Genomic DNA, 22,303 nt, shown 5'->3' with positions numbered 1-22,303 from the left:
AACCTTCGTCCGTGCCAGTTTCAGACTTAACATTCAGGTCTTTGACATCACGGAAGACAATGGCATCGTCAACACTGATTGCCACTTCAAACGCGTATTGACCAGCCGGGAAATCATGCAAATCAGCAATCACATTTTGACCTTCAAGACGGGCAGGTAATATGATTTCTGCCGGCTCAGCATCAGTAGAAAAAGAAGTATGCTTCGCCTTACCGACCGAAGGGTTTAGCTTTTTCACTTTCACTGTCACTTTCACCTTCTGTTCACCAGTTGAACTGGTGTCAGGCAAACGCTCAATCACTGCTTGTGGCAAAGGAGAAACAATACGTCCCTTCTCACTCCCCGCTTCTAAACTTTTTCCGACAACCAACTCATAAGGACTTTTTATCAGAAGCTCGTCGATCATGTTGTCAAATTTCGCGGGAGAGAAATTGTATGCCATGCGTTGTAATATCCCAAAAAATGAGATTTTCCATGGCCACGGCGTTTTGTGCTCAGTCATCACTTTGCTGTCGTAGTTGATCACAAGCACATCTTCCGGGAAGTCTTTCAGCGCGGTTACTCTGAAATAACTGTAGATCGGTGACCGTCTGATACAGTCAAGCGCAATCAGATAGGAGGGGTTCGGGGAATAAAACCCACCTGTCATTTTCTTCAACACGAAGTCGTCGCCATGAATGATGAGCTCCAGCTTATAAGCATTTTCAATCTCTTTCTTATTGTCACCAAAGTAACCACGAGAAGCCGGAATCAAACCAAATATGCGGTGTTCATTGCGCACCGAGGCAGCACGGAATGTCACACTTTGCCCTTTTTTCAACGCGGGAAGCGAGAAATAGGCATCACCTGATATGGGTAAACTCGGCAGTTGTTGCATCTCTACCGCATCACAGAATGACAGCGGCAACGCCGTTTCTGATGGCTGGATACGTAAACATTGGCTGTGCTGATTTAACAGCATGTAGGGCGATAAGAGCTGGCTACCCACTTTAATCTCGCGGTCACCGTCTGTTTTGCGAAACAGCGTCAGCTCAATCAGTGAAACAGGTTGGTCAGCCGCAACACCAAATGCTTCAGCAAGGTTCAATTCACTCAGGCCGTCTATACTAACTGGCTGATCAACTTCTGGATGAATTGGCGCGTTGGCATTGTTGGCAAAACGGGCCAGAAGTTTGAAAGAGTATTGTGCTTTTTGGTCTTCGGGCAGCAGATTGAGCAACTTAACAGCGGAGAGATCATTAAGGGTCACTCTATCTGGAACAGGGCTATTGGGCTGTTTGGTGTACTCCTTGTGTAAACGCGCTCGGTCGCCGTCTGACAAATCAATTCCCATCCCCACTTGCCCAAGGGCAATCTCGTTATCATCATTGATAATTTCAAAGTTGTGGCGTCCACTGCCCTCTGGCCCCCAAATGCTATAGTGCATCAAAGAGGACAAATCGTACTCAGCAGGAGCACTGACAACATCCAGAGGAGCGGTCCAATACTTAAGCTTTCGGCGGATGACTTTCTGCTCTTCGTCGCTAAGGGTGTCATTTTCTTTTTGTTTGGCAGCAATAACATCATCAGCGGTCACGCCTGTCCACATACCCGGCCCAATGAGGTCACGATCGTACAGGGCTGAAGCATCAACCTGAATAAATTGGTCGCGATCGGCCCGGTTCATTTCATGGGAAAAACCCAGAATATGCATAATTTCATGGAAAATAGGGCCCTGACTCGCCACTGTGCCGTGAACAGAAGAGTATGCGATCACACTGATTTGCGATTTTGGAAAAAAACCCAGTCCACTGGCGGCACTGCTGCCAATACGTCTTGTGTTATCAATAAAAATGGTCGGATAGAGTTTGTTATCCGCACGAGAAATGATTTGTTTCCCTTTAGTTTCAGCAGGCGTGAACTTCACAACATCGAGAGAGGCTGGCGCAAAGGTGAGGTCTGTGATGTCAGCAATAGCGTAAAACGCAGCCATGACGGCTTTCTTGTCTTTTTCGTTCCAACGATCTGAAAAAACGATATCAATCGTCTTATCTGTTGGCCACTTTTCAGCATAGGCGGGAATTGCCAGATTAGAATAGCCTTGTTGGGCTTCCATACCGGCAGGAATAAGATCACCAAGTCCAATGTATTCCGCATGAGCGAAAGGAGATAATAATCCCATTAATAAATATAACTTCTTAAGTTTCATGTTTTCACTTTTTTGATATTACAAGTAATAGATATAAGTTTTTATGTGCCCAAATAACTTGAAGATAGAGGGATAAGCTAGAGTAACTGGATTTAAGATCACAATATCCCTTTTTCGATAGAGCATTCTAGATATAGAAGGGATAATAAAGAGCATAGTGTTAATCTAATCGAACAAAGGGAGGCTCTTGCCACGCTAAAATAGAGTCCAATATCTCTTGGAACATTCATTCTATTTAAGCGCTATTCAACTAAGAACTGAACGAACGTAAACTCTCAACCCCCTGGTATCTCCCCATCGTTTCAGCACAATGATCAGCAGAGTAAAAATTGATTAAAATCAGTAATTTAAACAGATAAAACCTTGTGCCACATCACTGTTTCTTATACGAAAATTCACAATAAAGAGTATTTAAATAATCGATAAAAAAATAGAATAAATGAATTGCTTTATTAATTAATAAACATTAGAAAACACTTATATTTATTAATTTTATTTTCTTTCCAATTTAAAATAGATAATATTTATTTTTTAATGATAACGATATCTTTGAATCTTTATAAAAACAATTATTTTTTATATTTAGATTAATTAAAACAGTGGTCATAATGTTTTTTTAAAATTTCTCGTTTAAATATTAACATTTAAATACGGAAAGGAACCAGATATTAACACTTCATTGACATTGTTTATTTAAATTAAACAATGATATGTATTAAAGGAAATAAACACACCTCTCTTATTTTCAGAAAATAATGAAGCGTTTAATACTTTTACCGCATTACTGGAAAAAACTGATATTGCAACTTAAGCTCCTGCCAAACCCAACATTGGTTGGCTAAAAAGCAATTACCTCAGAGATGAAGAAATCACTGTCAATCGCCGAATGCCATACGGGAAAAACGGCGCTTATCCTCTCACTTTCTTCACACCTAACTAATACCTGCTCATAATGTTCCGGACATAGTCAAAATCGCCAAGCAAACGTTTGCTTCACTCAACGACTTCGTTAATATCATCGCATCTTTTTCGACAGGAATTCACTATGACTGAAGCAATGATGTTTGGAACAGCAACACGGACGGATGCGACACGAGTCCTGTTACTCGGTGCTGGCGAGCTGGGTAAAGAGGTTGCTATTGAGTGCCAGCGACTCGGCATTGAAGTCGTCGCCTGTGACCGCTACCCCGATGCACCAGCAATGCAGATTGCTCATCGTAGCCATGTTCTGAACATGTTGGACGGCGATGCACTCGCTGAGGTGATTGCACAGGAAAAACCAGACTTTGTCGTTCCTGAGATTGAAGCTATCGCGACAGAGAAGCTGGTCGAGCTTGAAGAACAAGGGCTCCATGTCGTCCCCACAGCGAATGCTGCGCGGCTGACTATGAACCGTGAAGGAATAAGGCGTCTGGCAGCCGAAGACTTGAGTTTACCCACGTCGTCTTACCAATTTGCTGACACTTACGACGAGTTTTGCCAACACATTGCCGATATCGGTTTCCCCTGCTTGGTCAAGCCAGTCATGAGTTCATCGGGCAAAGGGCAGAGTCTGCTGAAAAGTGACAGCGACATAAAGCCCGCATGGGACTACGCACAAGAAGGCGGCCGAGCCGGAAAAGGGAAAGTGATCATCGAAGGGTTTGTAGACTTTGATTATGAAATCACTCTATTAACAGTCAATGCCGTCGATGGCCTCCATTTTTGTGCACCTATTGGTCATCGACAAGAAGAGGGCGACTACCGTGAATCCTGGCAGCCTCAGGCTATGACAGAACAGGCACTTCAAAACGCTCACAACATTGCCAGCAAAGTCGTGACAGCATTGGGTGGTTATGGCCTGTTTGGTGTTGAGCTGTTTGTGAAAGGTGATGAAGTGATCTTCAGTGAGGTTTCCCCCCGCCCTCATGATACGGGTATGGTGACCCTCATCTCTCAAGACTTATCAGAGTTCGCTTTACACGTGCGTGCCTTTCTCGGCCTGCCAGTAAGCGATATCAGACTGCATGGACCGTCGGCTTCAGCTGTAGTATTGGGAAAAGGTCAATCAGACAATGTGCGTTTCTCCGGTCTGAACCCTGCACTTCTTAGCCCCGATACTCAACTGCGTCTTTTCGGTAAACCCGACATCAATGGCAGCCGTCGCTTAGGCGTCGCTCTTGCCCGGGCACACGATACCAAGCGGGCGACAGAGCTGGCAGTGTCTGTTGCGTCTGCAGTCACTATTCATTACTAAACGAACGATAAAGCATGCGCCCCAGGATCCTGCGGGGCGCATTTGCAGCATCACCCAGCCAATAATTGCTCAATCTTATCTTTTACCGATTGCGATAATCCGTCGAACTTCTTCATCTCGCGCGCCAGATCGCGAAGCGTTGTGGTATCGCTTGAATGCTCAATAAGATGATTAAACAGTATTTCCCGGGTGACGTCAGGTATCGTATCTGACAGAACACGTCCTCGTATCGACTGATGAAATATCGGGTCTTTGCTCATACCATCAGAACGGACGGACAGTAATTTTTCCACCACGGCTGGGTGAGTTTCAGTGAGTAAAGCCTTTTCAAGTAAGGCACTCATCGCCCTGTCCCGACCAAGAATACCAACAGCCAGTGAACGTTCCCTCGGCGCAACACTTTCAAGGTAAGGAAGCACTTGTTCAGTCATAGATGTTGTCGCCAGATTATTAATTGCCAGTAAAGTTCGATAAGTATCATCTTGTTTTTCAAGTCTGTCAGCGAGAACTCCTGCAACTTCTTTACCCAAAGCAGGAGCCCGCTTACCCAGAACTCCAATATTTAGCAAAGCCGTTCTGGAAAGCGTAAGGTTATTGCCCTGCATTGCTTTCTTAAGCGACTGAACCGCAACAGCAGTATTAACGTCGCCCATTTTGGCGATTGAAATAACGGACCTCAGCCTATGTACCTCATCAATATTTGAGTCTTCGATAAGCTGCGACAATATCCACTCCCCTTCCTGGTCACCAGACTTCTCAAGGGCAAAGATCAGCACCGACTTTTCATCATCGGATAGGCCGTCATCAATCAAGAGCTGGCTGACAAAACCCGCACCTCTTTCCACCAGGTATGTACCTATTCGTTGAACTTTTCCCAGTGTGATCACTGCCGCAGCCTCAGCAAGCTGAGTAGCAAAGTTATTTTCCGTAACCGGAGGTTGAGTATTTTTTTCTGGATCAGCCTGAACGACCAAGTGGCTGTTTACATCGCCAGAGAACTCGCTTGCCAGCCAGGTTAACTCAGTATTTATGTCAACCCGCTTAGCGGTAGCGTGTTGTTTGATGACAAATGTTTGTGGTGAATACACAACACGACGGGCATAAGACATCGACATAGTGACAGGAAATCCGAGATCATCGTGAGATAAACGCCAATCCTCCTGCTCATCCAGCACATCAATAGGCAGATCCGCCATTTGGCTATCTATTTTTTCACGGGTAAGGTTCAGCGTATCAAGCCGCTGATAGTGAAAAGTATAAAGACCGCCTTCCACTTCGATGTCAGTAATACCTTCGTAATATGACATCTGATTTAACAGAGGCTTAAGCATGGCGATGGGATGTCTTTCAGGTAGTCCAAGTAAATCTGTTTCGAAGAATGCGCCATTTTTAAAATGGGTGGTGAACGTCAATGTTTTAGGCTTACTGTATAAAGAATCAATATCAGGCCACTGTATATCGAATAATTTCCCGGTGTATTTACCGTCTGAATTTTCCTCTTTTTTCAGCGCCATATTAAAACGAAAATTCAACGTTCCCCTGTCCTGTCCCTCTACGCTGATAAGGGTGCCGAAAGAGGTATCGAAAATATACAGTTGGTTATCTTTGGCCTGTTTATTCGATGCGCTGACAATGTCTTCATCAGTGCTAGATGTTTGTAGTTCATCAACACTGTCAAAGGAAAGTTTACTTACATGATCGTCAAAAAGTAGATAAGCCCCTACCGCAATGCTCACTGCAAAAAAAACAACGACTCGTACCAATTGCATTTCCTCCTGAACAAGATATAAAGAAGGCAGCAGGTATCGATTCAGATACTGCCGCCTTTACCACTCAAAACCTCAGTCCCAAAGCACCAACTCTTTCTCAATCAATGGTGTAGGAGGAATGTTTACTAATGGAGGAATCGTCAGATGGAAAATCGGAAATTCATAAATAGGCTTGCCCCAAAGAGAGAAGCGCTTGCGGGTTGATAAAGAACCGCTTCCGGCAGTCACACTGTAATTGGAGGAGAGTCTTCCAAATATCTGGAAAGGCAGTGCACGTAACACAGTGTTCACTCCATCGTCTGACATGTCGCGCTGGATGTCACTGATCGTTCTCAACGGGGAAAAAATAGAGTCAATATCAGTGGAGCCAGATTCGGAACCAGAGCCAACGCCGTTCTCAATGAGAGAAATTGCAATATCAGCGGCGGAATCAGCAGCTGTATCAGCAGCGTTATTTACGATTGCCGCACCTGCGCTCACTATCGGTGCAAAAATACCGGGAATAAAAGGATCAACAACCTGAGTACCCAACTTAGCAAGCTCAGCGATAGCCTTAGAGGCTGTATCAGACACAGCTGCGCTCAACTCGGTTTTATGCCTGAGACCAAACTCAAGCTTTGATTCCGAGCGTAGTTTATCCAGGTTGACAATACCTTCTGCTATAAATTCCCACTTGGGAGCCCACCAATCAATAACGGCTCTACCTACACCCTGTGCGTTTCCTTTTACCACAGGCGTAACATGGACAAAGATAAAGTCTTCTAGGCTTCCATTCGCACCTTGAGAACCAAATGACGCTCCCAGAGAGGCGGTTATTTCAGCGTTAATAACGGATTTGATAGTGAACCTATCCAATCGGGCTGAACAGAAAAATGGGTCGAAACAAATTGGACCGAAACCGATTTCTGGCGGCTCGTAAAAGAATGAGAAATCTTTTGATATACCAAGTTCTAGATTCTTACTGCAAGGAGCCCCAAGCTCAAATGGTGTCTCCGAATCAACAACCAAAGTCACTGACAACCCGTCCGTTGGGCAGCCACGTCGTTGTCCGTTTGAGCCAGTCACCGAATCAATATCGGAGCTAGCTTTAACATCTGTCATAACCTTATTATCCGGTCCTGCGACAACACGATAGCGCGTATATGAATGTCCACTGAAATTTAAATCACCGAACATGTATCCGCCAGAACTAATCTCTCGGTCAAAACGTTTTAATGAGTGGTCCGCCTCTCCTTTGAAAGTCTTCAGTAACACTTCATCATCATTAACCACTCTGGTTTCTGCAAATGAAGATCCTGAGAGCCCCCCACAAAGAAGGGTGATAGTAGTCAACGCCACTATCTTATTTTTCTTATTCATATATATTCCTTCATAAACTTACCTTCTTAAAATAAGATTAAACTCTAGCAGCAATAAATAATTAATTTAAATATCGTAACCCACTGTTTTAACTGATAAGCATCTTTAAACAGTCAGGTTTGACTTTTAAAAAATATCTAAATATTAATTCTTTATAAAAAGATGTGTCACAAAGGATAAAATATATAAAATACAAACATTTTTAAATATGAATAAAAAACGAATTGCATATAAAAATAAAAGGATATTTTTTGATTTTTATATAGTAGTTTTTAATCTTTTAGAAAAGGATCTTTTAAAACGTTTGATGTTATTTTTCGATCAAAGGTAAAGCATACAAGGTTAATGTCTAGAATCATCAACAATCATTCCGACGCTCTATAAAAGTCATAATAAAAAAAACATATAACAACCACTTAGCAATAATAAAGTTCAATAATCTCTAAAAACCCCCTTTAACAAATAATCATCACTATGAAAAACAGAGCCCGACAAGTCACGGTGTATAAAATATTCATCATCGATTTAGTCTAAAAATTGTTATCACGGTGAGAAATGACGAGATTATTATTTTTCATCTCATACAAACATAGGTTTTTTACAAAACTGACCAAATCTTAAAACGTTTAATGTTTAAAATGCGCATGGTTTTATATAAAAGTAGAGAGGTAAAAATACAACACGGGCTTTAGTACTAAAAAATTTAAGTACGCTAGAAAATATGAAGAAGTAAAGTGATGTCCACTCTATGCCTCCGCGTCACCATCAATAGATACACCTCACTCCATACACCTATCGTTTTTGGATAAAACAATAATTAGCAATCGTTAAAACAAATTGTATGTGGTTATTTTAATAAGCGTTTATATATATGGAACCAAGTGCTTAAAAAAGATACTCATACTAACAAGACAAAAAATTCAGCCTTTACGAGTTCTACACACCGCCCTTCATTTAATGAAGCATTTTTAAATCAGATATGTCGGGCAGAGAACATTCGCATTCAACGCAAAAAGGAGTATTTCATGCTGAATCAAATCAGTGCATATATTCCCGCCGGGCAAGTAAGTGGACAGTTGCCAATGTTGCAACCAACTGTATTCCAGCAGCCCGCGGTTATGCCAACAGTCATGCCGCAATCAATGGGTGGCGGCGGAACGTATAACGCAGCAAGGTTTAATGCAGCACAACATTTCGCACAAACTCAGGGACTGAGGTTCGGTATACCGTGTACACATTTTCCAGTTTTTAACCACTGCGGACCATTCTTTCCCTCGAAATGTGGTTTTGTTTGTCCGCCCTGTCTTCCTCGCTGCTGCCCGATGCCGCAATACCCGGGCTTTGGTTATGGCCATGGCTACAACCACGGCTACGAGCACGGCCATCATTCAGGCTTTAACAGTGGTTATCTCAGAGGTATCGAGGATGCGATGCGTTATAGGTTCCAGCCTATACACATTTACTAACCGGACTTTACCTAGCTGGTAAGACATTCAGACCATGGAGCAGTGGTCATAGGTGAATACATTGTCCTTCATTGAGTGCTTTGCACTCATATGTCGTTGGTGTCGGGCAGCACTGTAATCACATAGACAACAGAAGGAGCTTTAAATGCTGTCGCCAATCAATCCATACATACTCGTCGGTCAATCAGGCGGGCTTCCACATAACATGCGAGCAGGTGGGTTGCCGCAAACTGCGGTAATAGCAACCCCAGTTCCGTTGCAACAAACTGCAGGAGTTGGTGGCTCGTTTAATGCAGCAAGATTTCATGCTGCGCAACATTTTGCACAAACACAGGGACTCAGGTTTGGCATACCGTGTATTCAATTTCCGGTATTCAATCACTGCGGCCCGTTTTTCCCGTCTCACTGTGGCTTTATTCGGCCACCTCTACTGCCTCAATGTTGCCCTATGCCGCAATTTCCGGGCTTCGGCTATGGCCATGGATATAACCACGGCTACCAACATGGCCATAATGTGGGCTATAACAACGGTTATCATCAGGGCATCATAGATGCACAACACTACCGACCTTGGCCGGGTCATTGTCGTCCGTGGCCTTTGCCTTTTCCTGATGATAACTTTGAAGGTCCCCTGCCGGGACCTCGCCCGCACAAACTTGCAGATACAGAGCTGATTGATGGCGGTGGTGAAGGTTTCAATGCCAAGCCCGATAGAGGGCGTTGGGAAAATGAGAACTATAGAATCGATATATCCGAAGATGGTTACCGGATGAATATCAACAACAAAAACACCGGCGAGAAGTACTCTATGCATGGTGATCCAATACTGGCAGTGGGCGACCAAAAGGAAGGGACAAAAAATATCGGACTGTTCAACAATGGTGGTGTCGTTAGGCTGGATGATGGGACTGAGATTCACCTGAGCACGACCAAAGGACAGACTAAATTCCCGCATCTCAAAGACGTCACGATTTTTGATCGACACAACAATCATGCTGCTCAATTTAAAAATATTGGCAACTTCAGTGCCTGGCACAGAGGCCCTCGCCGGGCGATATGACATTGAAAGAAGGCACCATCAATATGTTCAGAGAAAATACAGGTGTCGATTATAAGAGTGCGCTCTTATGGCAAGAAAACATGTTTGGTGACGGTCTCCATATTTTAAACAGTGATGGAAGAACGTATACAACCATGGACCGGGATTTTGAAAATGGCGATGAGTTCTTCAAGCTACTCGAAAAACACCTCGAAAATGGTTATACCAACCCAGTGAACCTTCAAGTCGAAGAACAGGAAGAAACCATATATTATCCATTAATGTACTGAGCATTTTGAATCCGTTTCAATCATGCTGAGACAGCAAACAAAGCCCAGCCCTTTTTGCTTCGTTTAGGGGCTGGGCTTCCCTTTATAGGCGAAGCATCAGGTAACTCATTGTTAGGAAAGGAGCGAGCATACAGTCAGTTTTCGCGACAAATTCCAGCTTACTCAACTCGACTTAATTGCCTTCAATACAACTTAAAAGATCACTTTCCAACGAATCGAAACGATGGTCTGATATCAACTCGATACGGCTTTCTGCACAGTCGTCCAGCTCTACCTCTACCAGCCCATCATCCGTGTGGTTATAACCAAATATACCATCGCTAGTGATAAAAACGGCCTTAATCCGCTCAGCGTCTAGACTGACCATCAGAGTTCGCAATCTTTGACGGTCAAAAATCATATCTGGTGCAAAGCGCCAACCCGAGCTCTGGAACCCCTCCCCCTCATTCGTTGCTCTCAGATAGCCGCAAGCAGGTAATGGTACTTCAGACACCAAAGGTTTTCTCTTGCCATGCTGATGTTGGTGAGCCGATGTGATCTCAATTGATGTCGGTCCGTCAAGTAAAGACAGTGGGAGCTCTCCATGCTGCGCGAACAGCACTTCCACGCCAACACGCCCATGTTGACCGACATATTCATACAACTTTTCCCGCTCTGTTGACTCGTAGAGATCTTGCTTATTACCGACGATTATGTCTGCAATAGCAATCTGCTGATTAAACGTATCATGTTGGGTGTAACGCGAGTCAGAGAGTTTTCTGGCGTCAACCAAAGTCATGGTTTTATTCAACGAAAGGACTTTTCTGTAATGTTCGGAAGAAAGCACCTGCAAGACTTCCTTTGGATGCCCAAGCCCAGTGGGCTCAATCAGTAATCGGTCAGGTCTTGCTGTTGCAAGCAATTGCGCCAGTGCAATTTGCATTGGTAAACCCGCCGCACAACACATACAGCCGCCGGGAACTTCCCGGATAAACACCCCGTTTTCCTCACTCTGCTGCCCCTGAAACAGGCTGCCATCGACACCAATTTCACCAAATTCGTTGACCAAGACAGCCCAACGTTCATGAGAAGGTTTATTGCGCATCAAGTGAAGGATCGCTGACGTTTTTCCCACCCCAAGGAAACCTGTAATGATATTGGTGGGTACGTCATGAATCGGTGTTTCAGAGTGCATTACTAATTTTCCTGTAGCCTTTTACTAAAGTATGGTTTGCAGATACCACTGATTCTGAGAAAGCAGAGTACTCAGGCGGTACTTTCGAGATGGTATTGAGGTCGAAATCAGCACCGATATTCGTCATCGGCGGAACGTGAAAATAAGCGGGTAAATCAAGACCATCGACTACGCAATTATGACGAACCACGCAGCCTTGTCCCACCATAGTCTGAAATATCACTGAGTTAAAGCCGATAAAAACATCGTCACCCACATGACATGGACCGTGAATAATAGAGCGATGAGCAATCGACGTTCGCTCACCAATGACCACAGAAGCACCCGCTTTCGAATGGATAACAACACCATCCTGAATATTGGTGTCACGCTTAATGACGATGGGTTCCATACTACCAGCGTCATTGACCTCATCAGCCCGGATAACCGCATAAGGACCAATAAACACGTTGTCTTCGATAATGACTTTCCCACAAATAATAGCAGTGGGGTCGATAAATGCAGATTCATCGACAACGGGCATATCTCCACTCGGATTTTTTCTTAACATCATGTCTTCTCAATAGTTTGAATGGACTGGGCATAGTGAATAGCCACAGCATGAAACTGGAGGGCCGTTAAGAGCGTTTTTTATCTGGTTCCATGCACTCTTTACAGACACAATTCATTTCTAACTGAGGACTGGTCAGGGTAAAGCCTGCCTCCTCTGCATTTTCCTGAAGCTGACAGATGGCGGATGGCGCGACGATGGTTTCTTTAACTTTATTACACTGACTACACACTAAAAACTCAGGTATACCGTGGTCATGCTTGCAATTGATGTGCTCACAGACAACGTATTTATTGAGCATGCTGATCTTGTGTACCAGATTTTCAGCATTCAAAAATTCAAGGATCCGGTACATAGACATCGCCGGAATCGTCTCTCCCAGATGATCCTCGCAATAGGTAATAAGTTCATATGCAGATAGCGCTTTCCGAGACTGGATGAGTCCAGCTAGAACCTGCTTTCGTTTTTTTGTCAGACGCAAACCACGGGCATCACAATAACGTTCTGCTCGCTTAATGGTGCCATTATTTTCATTGATAACGTCCATTTTTTTACCTTTATCAACCACTAACAACGCTGTTTTCCGTCGTTAGTAACAACCTCTCCCAACAAAAATTCACAACGTCAGCTTAACTGATTTAGTTATGTTATAACATAACATTTTTAAGATGAGGAGCAATATCCAGCGTAAATTAGTTAGCGTTAATTCACTCGCACTATTAATCGCTTAGCGTAAAAAAAAGACCCTATTCTATTTAGGTTTTTCAATGGCATCACAGATGAATAAGAGCAGAATATTCAGTCGTGATGAGGATGAGAAACCGATGAATAATGGAATCTATCCACCCTGCGCTGCTCACCACAACCATGGTTTCCACAACGCAAACGCATTGACAAAAACAGATCAATGAGTCTATATTCTGGCTCCTTTTAACGATTTCAGTCTTATATGGGGACAAATGACGCTTAACGACTTTGCCAAGCGCTATCAAATAAAATTGACCGATGTGGTCAGTATGTCTGGCTTTGGCCGCAGCACCCTATTCAGTTGGTGGGCCTCACCAGAGACCAGAACACGAGCCATCATTATTGTTCTTGGCTGCGCAGAAGCAAGGAAGTACACCAAAGTGTTAAGGGATCAGGAGACACGAGATCTTATTGACTCATTGGAAATAAACGGGAGCAAAGATGAGGCGTGATATCTATGCCTATTTGACGACAGCCACTCTCGCAACCGCACTCGTTTTAAGCGTCTTTTTGGTCGTGAGCGACAATGTACTGCCCTTTTCGACTCAAGCTACCGTCAAAACGACCTCTGTCGATGTCGTACCTGAAGTCAGTGGTTACATCGAGCAAATGTATGTAAAACAGGGCCAACACGTGAATCCTGGCGATACCTTGTTTACGATTGAAGCTGGCCCGTTCAAACTGGCGGAAGAAAAAGCTCAAGCCTCATACCAACAGGCAATATACAGGTTTAAACGTGCCTCAAACCATTTTGATCGGATCAACACAATAAGCAATCGCAGTTTTACCAGTGAGGAAACGACAGAAAATGCGGCGCTCACAGTACAATCTGCCCATTCAGCTATGGTATCAGCAGAAGCCGATCTGAACCTGGCATCACTTAATCTGGACAAAACTGAAGTTAAAGCCAAAACAGAGGGTGTCGTCACTAATTTTGCCTCATCAAAGGGCATGTACGCCTCAAAGACCGCCTCCGTTTTACATCTTGTTGGTGATCAGCAATGGATAGATGTGGACTTTACGGAAAAAGGGCTGCGCTCACTGTCTACTGATGACACAGTGAATATTGTTTACGATGCCATACCCGGCAAGGTTTTCAGAGGCAAAATCGAAAGTATAGAGCCAGCAATGAACAGCGGCATCGACCGTGCCAGCCAGTTGGTTAATATTCAGCAGGAAACACGCTGGATCCGGCCTCAACAGAAAGTCCGTGTGCGTGTTCAGCCCGACGAGAAGCTGTCAGGAATAGTGGCCGGTAGCAGGGCAAGCGTAATGCTGCGTGGCTCTGGCACTGTGTCAGATGGTTGGATGACCCTGCTCAGTTGGTTCAGGTTCGTATACTGATGACTGAAATCATCAGAAAATCACTGATCATTACCCTGTGTATGATGGCAGGGAAAGTACTTCATCTCTCGGCAGGCGTGTTTGTCTTGTTGTTTGGTGTCGTACTGGCGACAACCTGTTTCAGTAACAACATCATAGAAATGGGCCAACGGCTATGGCCCACTGTCACCAGCTCGCTGGGAGCGATGTTACTCAACCAGTTTTTCGCCGAACACCCCTTTATCATTTGGACGCTCAGCGTCATTTACTTTGATCATGTCAGACGGCAATGCTCCACAAACATGCATGCTGCTGCCGCACTCCTGCCAATGTTCATTGTGATATTTATCGATACCTATGCAAATTCAGCGGGTATGGCATTGTCTATCCCAGAGATATTTCGCGATATCTCAGCAAGTGCTGTCATCGCTATCCTGATCGCCTGCTCAGTAAACATCATTCTACCCGCACACGCACCACCAGCACGTCCCCCAATAGTATCGCTGCCAGTCAATGGCTTTGAACGGCTGAAAATGCTGTTGCTGGTTGGCGGTGGACTGGCATTTCTCATGACATCTGAAGTGATATCAGCCGTATTTTGTCTGGTTCCTATGATCACTGCAGTTATGCAGCCGACCAATGCCGAGATGAAAAAAAATTGCTGGGATAAGGGACTTTCACAAGTCGGTGGATGTGTGATCGCAATTGCGGTTGCCTTACTTTTGGCAGGCACGCAGGTCAATCTGCTGTCATACGCACTGGTGACATTTGCACTCGTGTTAACGCTTTTCAAATGGACAGTAAAAGCAGCCCCTGCTGACAAAGCTATCAATGCCGATGCGATCATGGGGATACTGATTCCCTGCCAGTTATTTATTGGTAAGTGGGGCAATGACTTTGGCCTGAGCTTAACGTTACTCCGTGCTGTTGAGCTGATCATTGCTCTGGCTATTGTTCATGCCATTGCTCACTGGTTGATGTATCTCGTTCCAACCGAACAGCCCGCTTCAGCCACAGCAGCTAAAAATAAAATACTCAATTAATAGTATTTATAAGTGGCTGCATACGCCAATATCGCATATCGGTGGCTATTTGCCTCCGTCTGATTCCTGAGAATAATTTGCGATAGCGTTGCCTTGCAGCCCACATCTTCCCTTTTTAACTCTTCTCCATGGTTGACAAATCGCCCCGTACAAATGTTATGTTATAACATAACATTTATTACCAATAGCATGGATGCCCGATGAAAGAACCAATAACGCCGATTGTCTCTGCTCAAGGATTGTGTGCCAACGGTCCTTCAGGTTGGCGTGCCGTCACTGATGTCACCTTCGACCTCCTTCCGGGAGAGTGCGCTGCCATTATTGGTCCCAACGGCAGCGGAAAATCCAGCCTGTTAAAGGCAATAACCGGTGAATATCAAACTGTTTTTGGTTCTCTGAAACTGTCTGGCATTGATGCACATCAACTCCACAGACAACAAATGGCTAAACTGGTCGCTGTTGTCGCACAACACGAACACGTGGACCCGCGCCTGAGTGTCAGCGAGTATGTTTGGCTCGGGAGGGTGCCACATACCTTTTGCTGCGGTAAGAAAGAGCACGAACGAGCGGTAAAGCAGGCCATGGAAGATGTCGCCCTTTCGCACAAAGCCAACCGGCTTTTTGGCGAACTCTCAGGAGGAGAACAACAGCGCGCCAGCATTGCCCGCGCATTTGCTCAGGAGCCCAAGCTCCTGTTGTTGGACGAACCCACTAATCATCTTGACCCCCTCGCCCGTCTTGAACTTCTGGCACTGGTAAAACAAAGAGGCATAGCGTCCATTGCCGTGCTTCATGACCTACCACTGGTCGCACCTTTTGCCGATAACATCCTGCTGATGTCAGATCAAAAAATGGTCGCTTACGCATCGCCCGATGAGGTGATGCAAAATGAGTTCATGACACCCGTTTTCGGCTTGCAGGTCATCCCCCTCAATCATCCTTTGATGGATAGCACTATCCATCATTTTGAAGCCGCCCCCAATCAATACCAACCAACAACAATAGGAGTTCCACAATGAAGTGGTCTGTTATACCGACTCTGTTTCTTTTGTTGCCCATGGCAACAGCGAATGCCACCAATACCCGTTATCCCGTGACTGTCGACAACTGTGGCAGCCCACTGACGATTGAAAAGCGCCCTACTCGCGCAGTGTTTCATGATATCAATATGACAGATATGGCGTTTTCGCTTGGACTACAAAAAAGTATGGTCGGCGTTACCGGAATCACCGGTTGGTATAAAATGTCACCTTCGTTTCAGCAGTTGCTGGGGAACATACCGGAATTAGCCCCCAAGTACCCATCTTTGGAAAAACTGATCGCCGCACAGGCCGATTTCTTCTTTGCAGCTGGAACTACGGCATGAAGGTCGGAGGCGAAGTTACACCACAAACTCTTAAGCCCTATGGCGTAAATACCTTGGTGTTGTCCGAAAGCTGTATCCACACCAAGAAACTGAAAAATGGTGCAAGCATGGAACTGCTTTATGGTGATATCACCAAGCTTGGCGTTATTTTTGACAAGCAAGTTGAAGCAGAACGACTGGTCAAAGAGTGGAAAACCAGAATTGAAAAGGTCACAGCGAAAAAACATAACACCACACCAAACGTCTTCCTCTACGATTCTGGAGAAGATAAACCATTCACCGCCGGTAAATATGCCATGCCCAATGCCATGATTGAGGCCGCAGGTGGACGCAATGTGACTGAAGACATGCAAACCAGCTGGGCAAGAACCTCATGGGAAATGTGGCCCGGGCCAATCCTGATGTCATCATCCTGCTCGACTATCAGTCAGCCAGCGGTGCGGATTCACTGAAACGATTCCTTGAGCAGCACCCACTGATGAAACACACCAAAGCCGTCACCGACGAGCGTTATGTCAAACTTCGCTACGAACAACTCACGCCGGGGCCTGCCAATATTGGTGCAATTGAAAAACTCTCTGCTGCATTTTTCCCACAATAAAGCGAAGGCTGTTTAACGCTTGATGAAAATAAACAAATACCGAGTAGCATGGCTCGCTGGCCTGAGCGCCATGCTGCTCGCTTTTGTCATGAGCTTACAATTTGGCTCTGTCCCTCTTTCCTTATACGACGTGCTCACAGGCTTTCGTGCGTTCAATCAGGAAGAGATAAGTTTCACCAGCAGAATCCTCATTGATTTGAGGTTACCGAGAGCATTACTCGCCGTGATAGCAGGTGCAGGTTTAGCCATGGTAGGCGCACTGCTTCAAACCTCAACCCGTAACGATCTCGCTGACCCTTTCTTGTTTGGCTTGTCGTCTGGTGCCTCGGCCGGAGCCGTCTTAATTATTACCCAGCTCGGCGATGCACTGGGTGTATGGTCACTTCCCCTTGCTGCGTTTTCTGGTGGTATCGTCTCAGCGTCGGCAGTGCTGATTTTATTCTCAATGCAAAAAAGGCAGGGCGACAACAACCTTGTGTTGTGTGGTCTGGCGATTTCCTTCCTGTTTGGTGCCGTCACCAGCTTTCTGATTTATTCCGGCGATCAACGGGCAGCCAGTTCAATTTTATTCTGGACCATGGGAGGACTGGGGTTAGCGCGATGGGATAATCTGATTTTCGCAGCGGTCGGGGTGTTATGCTTAGTCATACTGATACTCAAACGATACCGCGAACTTGATACCCTATTAGTGAGTGAACAAACCACCCACTCTCTTGGAATCAATGTTCACCGCCTACAAAGCGAAGTTTTTCTGTGCTGCGCGTTCTGCACAGCATCTATTGTGTCACTGACCGGCGTAGTCGGCTTTGTCGGTCTTATGGTTCCCCATCTTGTCAGGCCCTTTTCCGGCATGACCCACAGACGGGCACTACCGCTCATTGCTCTCTGGGGTGCTGTCATATTATTGCTTGGCGATTTGGTCAGCCGCACGATACTCGCCCCACAGGAATTACCCGTAGGTATCGTCACTGCCGCACTGGGTGGCATGTTTGTTCTTTATCTTGTCTGGCGGAAGTCGTGAACAAAAAAGGCCAGCATTGCTGGCCTTCTTATCAATCAACGCGCTTTCATTAGAAAAGCGGATGACCGGAAACCGCAAACGCTGCGCTGAAAAAACTCCCACCCAACAGCAACAAAACCAAACCGCCGAACAAGCGTAGGTAGTTAACCATGGATAAGTGAGAGTGCGCGCCAAGGGCGCCAGAGTCAGCGACAATACGTTCCAGCCAGGCGCGGGCATAAAGAGTAGCAATAGCAATGAGGCTGACAGATAAGCCTGTTCCCAAGCCCATCATCAGTGTGGCGATCACGCCATAAGAATAAACACCAACCAAATGCGCATATATCAGAACGACAATGGCACCTGAGCATGGACGGAAACCCATAGACATAATCACAACCAGTGTTTGCCAGATCGACTGGTTTTCCTCCGCGACATGAGCGTGAGAACATCCACAACCTGCGCCATGATCATGATGGCTGTGAGCATGAGATGTGTGCGAATGATGTTCATGACCATCGTGGTCGTGTGAGTGATGCTCATGGGATTGATGGTCGCCGTGGCCATGGTGATGATGCTCTTGAGAATGATCGCCATGAGCATGGCGATGCGATGCGTGTTGATCCGATTGAACTTGCGAGTGACTGTCTGCCCGCTTGAGTGACTGTCTGAGCTTCGTCAGTCTGAAAATAGAGGAAAATATTAACATCGCTCCCAGCAGGATCACCAGCGCATAACTGACCAGAGCCACATCGTTTCCATAGTTTTGGACATCTACCAGTTTAAACTTGAGCACCCGCGCCAAGGCACTGACCAGAATAATGGCAATGACCGACTGCATAACCGCAGCTGCAAGGGAAATGGCGATTCCCTTACCAATACTTTCCTTGTTGGTGCCCAGATAAGTCACGATCACAGCTTTGCCGTGACCGGGACCGATCGCATGGAAAACCCCGTAACCAAAACTCAAGGCAATCAGTGCACCGCCAAACTCAAGCGCGTTTTCCGATACCGCACTAATATGTTCGGCAAGCATGACATGAAGGGTTTTCTGCCATTCGATAACTTGAGTCACAAAGGCATCCCATTGAATATAAATAGCAACGCACAAGCAAAGGATAATGAGAGAAACAAATAGTTTTGATAAAAATCCAATATTAATGGATTGAACTGATGCGCTTTCTGGTTTCATATTATCTACTCTTTAAAATCGAACAGACTCAGGTTAATAACAGTTGATGTAGGCAGTCTCGGCAAAATTCTCACCTAAGCCGTCGGTACTTTTTTGGGTTCGATCCAAGCTAAGTGCATACTTAGCGAGTTCATCAGATGGTTCTGGAGATTTGAGTGAAGAGGTACACTGCGCAGTGCGAGCTCCAACAATCTCAATGTTGTCAGCAGTCATATGGTTCATGGCAATATAATAGGAAGGATCAAACACCTGCCATGACACAGGCTTTTTCTTGATATCGACAGCGCCTTTCAAGTCAAATGTCATTTGCAACTCAAGAACAGGCTGTCCCTTTTTTTTCTTGCTTATCAGTGAATAGCGTTGTGGCATGGGCAGGACAACTGTTTGATCTCCTACCCGAAGCACCGAGAAGTAATCAAACTTAGAGAGGTTAGAAATTATCTCTGTTGCCATCTTTGGCAAACCTTCCTCTTTACTGCCATATTCAGTAACGATGTCAGCCAGCGTCATCATTGAAAAGTAGACGTCAAAATCCCAGCGCTGCTTAACCTGCGCTAGACGTCCCTGGTCATCGAGTACAAAGCTTGTGTTCAAGTCTATCCAGTTATGGGGATGCGCCTGGCTTGTGGGACTGACACAAATCAGGATAAGAAACACCCACCCACTTTTCAGAAACAGGTTGGTGCGATTCATTAATTTGAACATTGTATATGCCGTTATTAGGTTACTGGTAGAGCCAGAAAAATCTGGCCTCCTCAAGTCTATTTTTACTCATAAATGACTATACAATTCGCAGCTCTGATAAGTCGATATCTGAAACAGCTTGTATCACCAGAGCAGCACATTATCGTTTTAAAAAGTGGTACCTTATTCCACAAACACTCAGGCGGTCGCCATCGTGTCCTGTTTGAATGCGGCAACAATCACAGTAAAAAAGTATCATCGCCCTAACCGCTAAAATCCAGCGTAAGCAAAAGTCTGCTCTCGCCTTGATTCAATTGCGGCGAGCGGTGAATCAAACCAAAATTTTCATTGCCGTCCCATCGCTCCCCTTTTAGCAAAGCGACATCACCAGTATCCATTCTTTGTATCAAGCCTGAATGCGGATAAAGACCCGATTCATGATCGGCTAATCCCATACTGCCATGACCCAGTTTCGATCGGTCGACGCCATGATTGGGCAGCCATTCGGTGGCATCACCGTGATAAGTGGTTACCAAGCGACAAGGGACATTATCAACGTGGAATTTAGGGCACATTGCTTTGCTGATCGCAGTAAGCCTGACACCCACACGTTTTAAATCGAACAAACAGCCGAACATATCAATAATCTGACTCAAATCTTCGGCCAGCAGGTGTGTCGGCTCTTTTCGGCCTAACTCCTCAGTCAGGCTTGTCAGTGCGTTATCGACACGCAAGGTCATGGCAAGCTGAAAAGTGGGATGAGACGTTACGAACTGTGCCACCGCCTGTTGCAGCTCTGAGGAGAGAGTCCGCTGCCAGATAGCAATGTTCAATTCGCTCTGGTAGATGTCAGCAAGCACTGTGGGATCTGAAGAAAGGCTGCCGACAGGCATATCTAACTCTATGTCTTCGCGTAGTAATGTATTGTTCATTCACCAAACTCTTTGACGACAGGTGCAGGTTAATTTCATTAATAGAAGTAGCAGGGTAAAGACCTCGCGCCTCAACCCTGCTAGATGCGGGTGTTATGAACTACATCCCACTAGGCTGTTTACCATGCTGTCGAGTAACTTCTCATACTGATCTTTACCCGTGCCAATGTTGGCACCAAGAGGATCCATGACACCGATATTTTTCACACTGGTGCCTTCGAACACACTATTGATCAGACCGGGGTTGTACTGGGGCTCAGAGAACACACAGGTGATATTCAGTTTTTTGACCAAGTCGCGAATCTCTGCAACACGTGCAGGGCTTGGGTCCTGAGCGTCACCAATAGAAATTGCGCCAGAGGCTTCAACACCGAATCTGCGCTCAAAATACTGATAGGCATCATGGAAAACGATAAAGTTGACCTTATCGAGTTTCTTGGTTTCTTGATCAATATTGGCAATTATCCGGTCAAGACGAGCCAGTGTTTTTTCTGTGTTGCTTTCGTAAGCCGCCTTATTTTTCGGGTCATGCTCAATCAGTTCTTCACTGATTTTCTTCACCCACACCTTGGCATTGACAGGATCTAGCCACGCATGTGGGTCTTCACCCTCGTGATTATGGCCTTCGTGACCATCGCCGTGATGATCGTCATCATGTTTGGCATGGTGGCCTTCTTTCTCATGGTGACCTTTCTTATCATGGTGGTCATCGTCGTGGTGGCCATCTTTCTCATGATGGTCATCTTTGTGTTTGGCATGATGCTCATCTTTTTTATGATGCTCATCTTTGTGGTGATCATCGTCATGGTGATCGTCTTTATGCTCAGCGTGATGCCCCTCGTCATCATGGTGGCCCTCTTCATCATGATGATCGTGAGCTTCAAACGTTGCGCCTTCACGGAATTCATACGTCGTGGTTCCGGCAACTTCGAGCATTTCCACCTTAACGGCTTTACTTGCCAGTGTATCAAGCGGCTTTTCAAGCCAAGGTGTCAGGCCCTCGCTCATCCAGAACACTATGTCGGCTTGGGATAAGGCACGGGCTTCTGAAGGTTTGAGTGAATAATCATGGGGGGAAGCCTCGGGGCGAATGAGCAAGTCGGGTTGACCAACCCCTTCCATCACCTGAGCCACCAGCGAGTGAACAGGTGCGATATCGACTGCAACTTTGGGCGCGCTGGCAAGCGCAGAACATGACATAAAGAGACCTATCACTGGCCATGAGTGGCGAAGTTGAAGCATCAGTGCTTCCTCCTTGAAACGTTAAATAAGTATGGGCTATGGTGTAAGTAGTAATTAGAATTGTTATGTTATAACATATCTTTTCTGTTTTAAAACAACCCC

General features: G+C 45.4%; 20 protein-coding genes and 1 pseudogene. 11 read left to right on the top strand and 10 right to left on the bottom strand.

The window, feature by feature from the left end; all coding sequences use genetic code 11:
- Positions 1-2,188 (bottom strand): M12 family metallopeptidase (locus A8L45_RS21730; protein ID WP_217492204.1); only part of this gene is annotated, 2,188 nt, incomplete at its 3' end.
- A gap of 1,060 nt (positions 2,189-3,248) precedes the next feature.
- Between A8L45_RS21730 and purT the strand changes: the two genes are divergently transcribed.
- Positions 3,249-4,424: a formate-dependent phosphoribosylglycinamide formyltransferase gene (gene purT, locus A8L45_RS21725; protein WP_068905455.1), complete on the top strand. Its 1,176-nt coding sequence runs from the start codon at positions 3,249-3,251 to the stop codon at positions 4,422-4,424.
- A 50-nt stretch (positions 4,425-4,474) separates the two neighbouring features.
- On the opposite strand, the gene A8L45_RS21720 is transcribed toward purT, so the two are convergent.
- Both A8L45_RS21720 and A8L45_RS21715 read right to left on the bottom strand, forming a co-directional pair.
- The gene (locus A8L45_RS21720) at positions 4,475-6,193 is read right to left on the bottom strand and encodes a hypothetical protein (RefSeq protein ID WP_068905451.1); all 1,719 of its coding nucleotides are present in this window, start codon (positions 6,191-6,193) and stop codon (positions 4,475-4,477) included.
- 72 nt (positions 6,194-6,265) lie between these two features.
- Positions 6,266-7,552 carry a hypothetical protein gene (locus A8L45_RS21715; RefSeq protein WP_068905450.1) on the bottom strand — a complete coding sequence of 429 codons (1,287 nt, stop codon included), beginning with the start codon at positions 7,550-7,552 and terminating at the stop codon, positions 6,266-6,268.
- A gap of 1,025 nt (positions 7,553-8,577) precedes the next feature.
- Here A8L45_RS21715 and A8L45_RS21710 point away from each other — a divergent pair.
- The 3 genes from A8L45_RS21710 (at position 8,578) to A8L45_RS21700 (ending at position 10,347) form a co-directional block, all read left to right on the top strand.
- On the top strand, positions 8,578-9,018 hold the full coding sequence (locus A8L45_RS21710) for a hypothetical protein (protein ID WP_068905449.1): 441 nt from the start codon (positions 8,578-8,580) through the stop codon (positions 9,016-9,018).
- A 145-nt stretch (positions 9,019-9,163) separates the two neighbouring features.
- Entirely contained in the window at positions 9,164-10,078 is a 915-nt protein-coding gene (locus A8L45_RS21705; protein ID WP_068905448.1) for a hypothetical protein, read from the top strand.
- Positions 10,075-10,347 (top strand): hypothetical protein, encoded by a 273-nt coding sequence (locus A8L45_RS21700; RefSeq protein ID WP_068905447.1) that lies wholly within the window; start codon positions 10,075-10,077, stop codon positions 10,345-10,347. Before A8L45_RS21705 ends, A8L45_RS21700 begins: the two co-directional genes overlap by 4 nt.
- 172 nt (positions 10,348-10,519) lie before the next feature.
- Here the strand turns inward: A8L45_RS21700 and A8L45_RS21695 are convergent, their stop codons facing one another.
- From A8L45_RS21695 to A8L45_RS21685, 3 genes are all read right to left on the bottom strand, one after another.
- Positions 10,520-11,521 carry a CobW family GTP-binding protein gene (locus A8L45_RS21695; protein ID WP_068905446.1) on the bottom strand — a complete coding sequence of 334 codons (1,002 nt, stop codon included), beginning with the start codon at positions 11,519-11,521 and terminating at the stop codon, positions 10,520-10,522.
- Entirely contained in the window at positions 11,511-12,071 is a 561-nt protein-coding gene (locus A8L45_RS21690) for a DapH/DapD/GlmU-related protein (RefSeq protein WP_068905454.1), read from the bottom strand. Before A8L45_RS21690 ends, A8L45_RS21695 begins: the two co-directional genes overlap by 11 nt.
- Before the next feature lie 67 nt (positions 12,072-12,138).
- Positions 12,139-12,618: a Fur family transcriptional regulator gene (locus tag A8L45_RS21685; RefSeq protein ID WP_068905453.1), complete on the bottom strand. Its 480-nt coding sequence runs from the start codon at positions 12,616-12,618 to the stop codon at positions 12,139-12,141.
- Between the two features lie 232 nt (positions 12,619-12,850).
- Between A8L45_RS21685 and A8L45_RS25565 the strand changes: the two genes are divergently transcribed.
- The 7 genes and pseudogenes from A8L45_RS25565 to A8L45_RS21655 all read left to right on the top strand — a co-directional run bounded on the left by A8L45_RS25565 (position 12,851) and on the right by A8L45_RS21655 (position 18,172).
- Positions 12,851-12,982 (top strand): hypothetical protein, encoded by a 132-nt coding sequence (locus tag A8L45_RS25565; RefSeq protein WP_281181536.1) that lies wholly within the window; start codon positions 12,851-12,853, stop codon positions 12,980-12,982.
- 48 nt (positions 12,983-13,030) lie between these two features.
- Complete coding sequence (locus tag A8L45_RS21680; protein WP_068905445.1) at positions 13,031-13,270, top strand: hypothetical protein; 240 nt, start codon at positions 13,031-13,033, stop codon at positions 13,268-13,270.
- Positions 13,260-14,162 carry an efflux RND transporter periplasmic adaptor subunit gene (locus A8L45_RS21675; RefSeq protein WP_068905444.1) on the top strand — a complete coding sequence of 301 codons (903 nt, stop codon included), beginning with the start codon at positions 13,260-13,262 and terminating at the stop codon, positions 14,160-14,162. The genes A8L45_RS21680 and A8L45_RS21675 overlap by 11 nt, the downstream gene beginning before the upstream one ends.
- Positions 14,162-15,184 (top strand): DUF2955 domain-containing protein, encoded by a 1,023-nt coding sequence (locus A8L45_RS21670; protein ID WP_068905443.1) that lies wholly within the window; start codon positions 14,162-14,164, stop codon positions 15,182-15,184. Before A8L45_RS21675 ends, A8L45_RS21670 begins: the two co-directional genes overlap by 1 nt.
- A gap of 200 nt (positions 15,185-15,384) precedes the next feature.
- Entirely contained in the window at positions 15,385-16,203 is an 819-nt protein-coding gene (locus A8L45_RS21665) for an ABC transporter ATP-binding protein (protein WP_068905442.1), read from the top strand.
- Positions 16,200-17,151, top strand: a pseudogene (locus A8L45_RS21660) (ABC transporter substrate-binding protein). The gene A8L45_RS21665 and the pseudogene A8L45_RS21660 overlap by 4 nt, the downstream one beginning before the upstream one ends.
- Positions 17,152-17,221: 70 nt before the next feature.
- Positions 17,222-18,172 (top strand): FecCD family ABC transporter permease, encoded by a 951-nt coding sequence (locus A8L45_RS21655; protein ID WP_068905452.1) that lies wholly within the window; start codon positions 17,222-17,224, stop codon positions 18,170-18,172.
- 49 nt (positions 18,173-18,221) lie between these two features.
- On the opposite strand, the gene A8L45_RS21650 is transcribed toward A8L45_RS21655, so the two are convergent.
- The 4 genes from A8L45_RS21650 to A8L45_RS21635 form a co-directional block, all read right to left on the bottom strand.
- Complete coding sequence (locus tag A8L45_RS21650; RefSeq protein WP_175402055.1) at positions 18,222-19,226, bottom strand: nickel/cobalt transporter; 1,005 nt, start codon at positions 19,224-19,226, stop codon at positions 18,222-18,224.
- A gap of 150 nt (positions 19,227-19,376) precedes the next feature.
- A complete protein-coding gene (locus A8L45_RS21645; RefSeq protein WP_068905440.1) occupies positions 19,377-20,048 on the bottom strand; it encodes a DUF1007 family protein in 672 nt (223 codons plus the stop codon).
- A 242-nt stretch (positions 20,049-20,290) separates the two neighbouring features.
- A complete protein-coding gene (locus A8L45_RS21640) occupies positions 20,291-20,959 on the bottom strand; it encodes a DUF1826 domain-containing protein (protein WP_068905439.1) in 669 nt (222 codons plus the stop codon).
- A 93-nt stretch (positions 20,960-21,052) separates the two neighbouring features.
- Positions 21,053-22,201, bottom strand: coding sequence for a zinc ABC transporter substrate-binding protein (locus tag A8L45_RS21635; protein WP_068905438.1), 1,149 nt, complete (start codon positions 22,199-22,201; stop codon positions 21,053-21,055).
- Positions 22,202-22,303 lie beyond the last annotated feature (102 nt).

Origin of the sequence: Veronia pacifica, from assembly GCF_001707825.1 — a bacterium.
GTDB lineage: Bacteria > Pseudomonadota > Gammaproteobacteria > Enterobacterales > Vibrionaceae > Veronia > Veronia pacifica.
The sequence above is the reverse complement of the archived record's forward strand: the minus strand, read 5'-3'. Positions and strand labels throughout refer to the sequence as shown.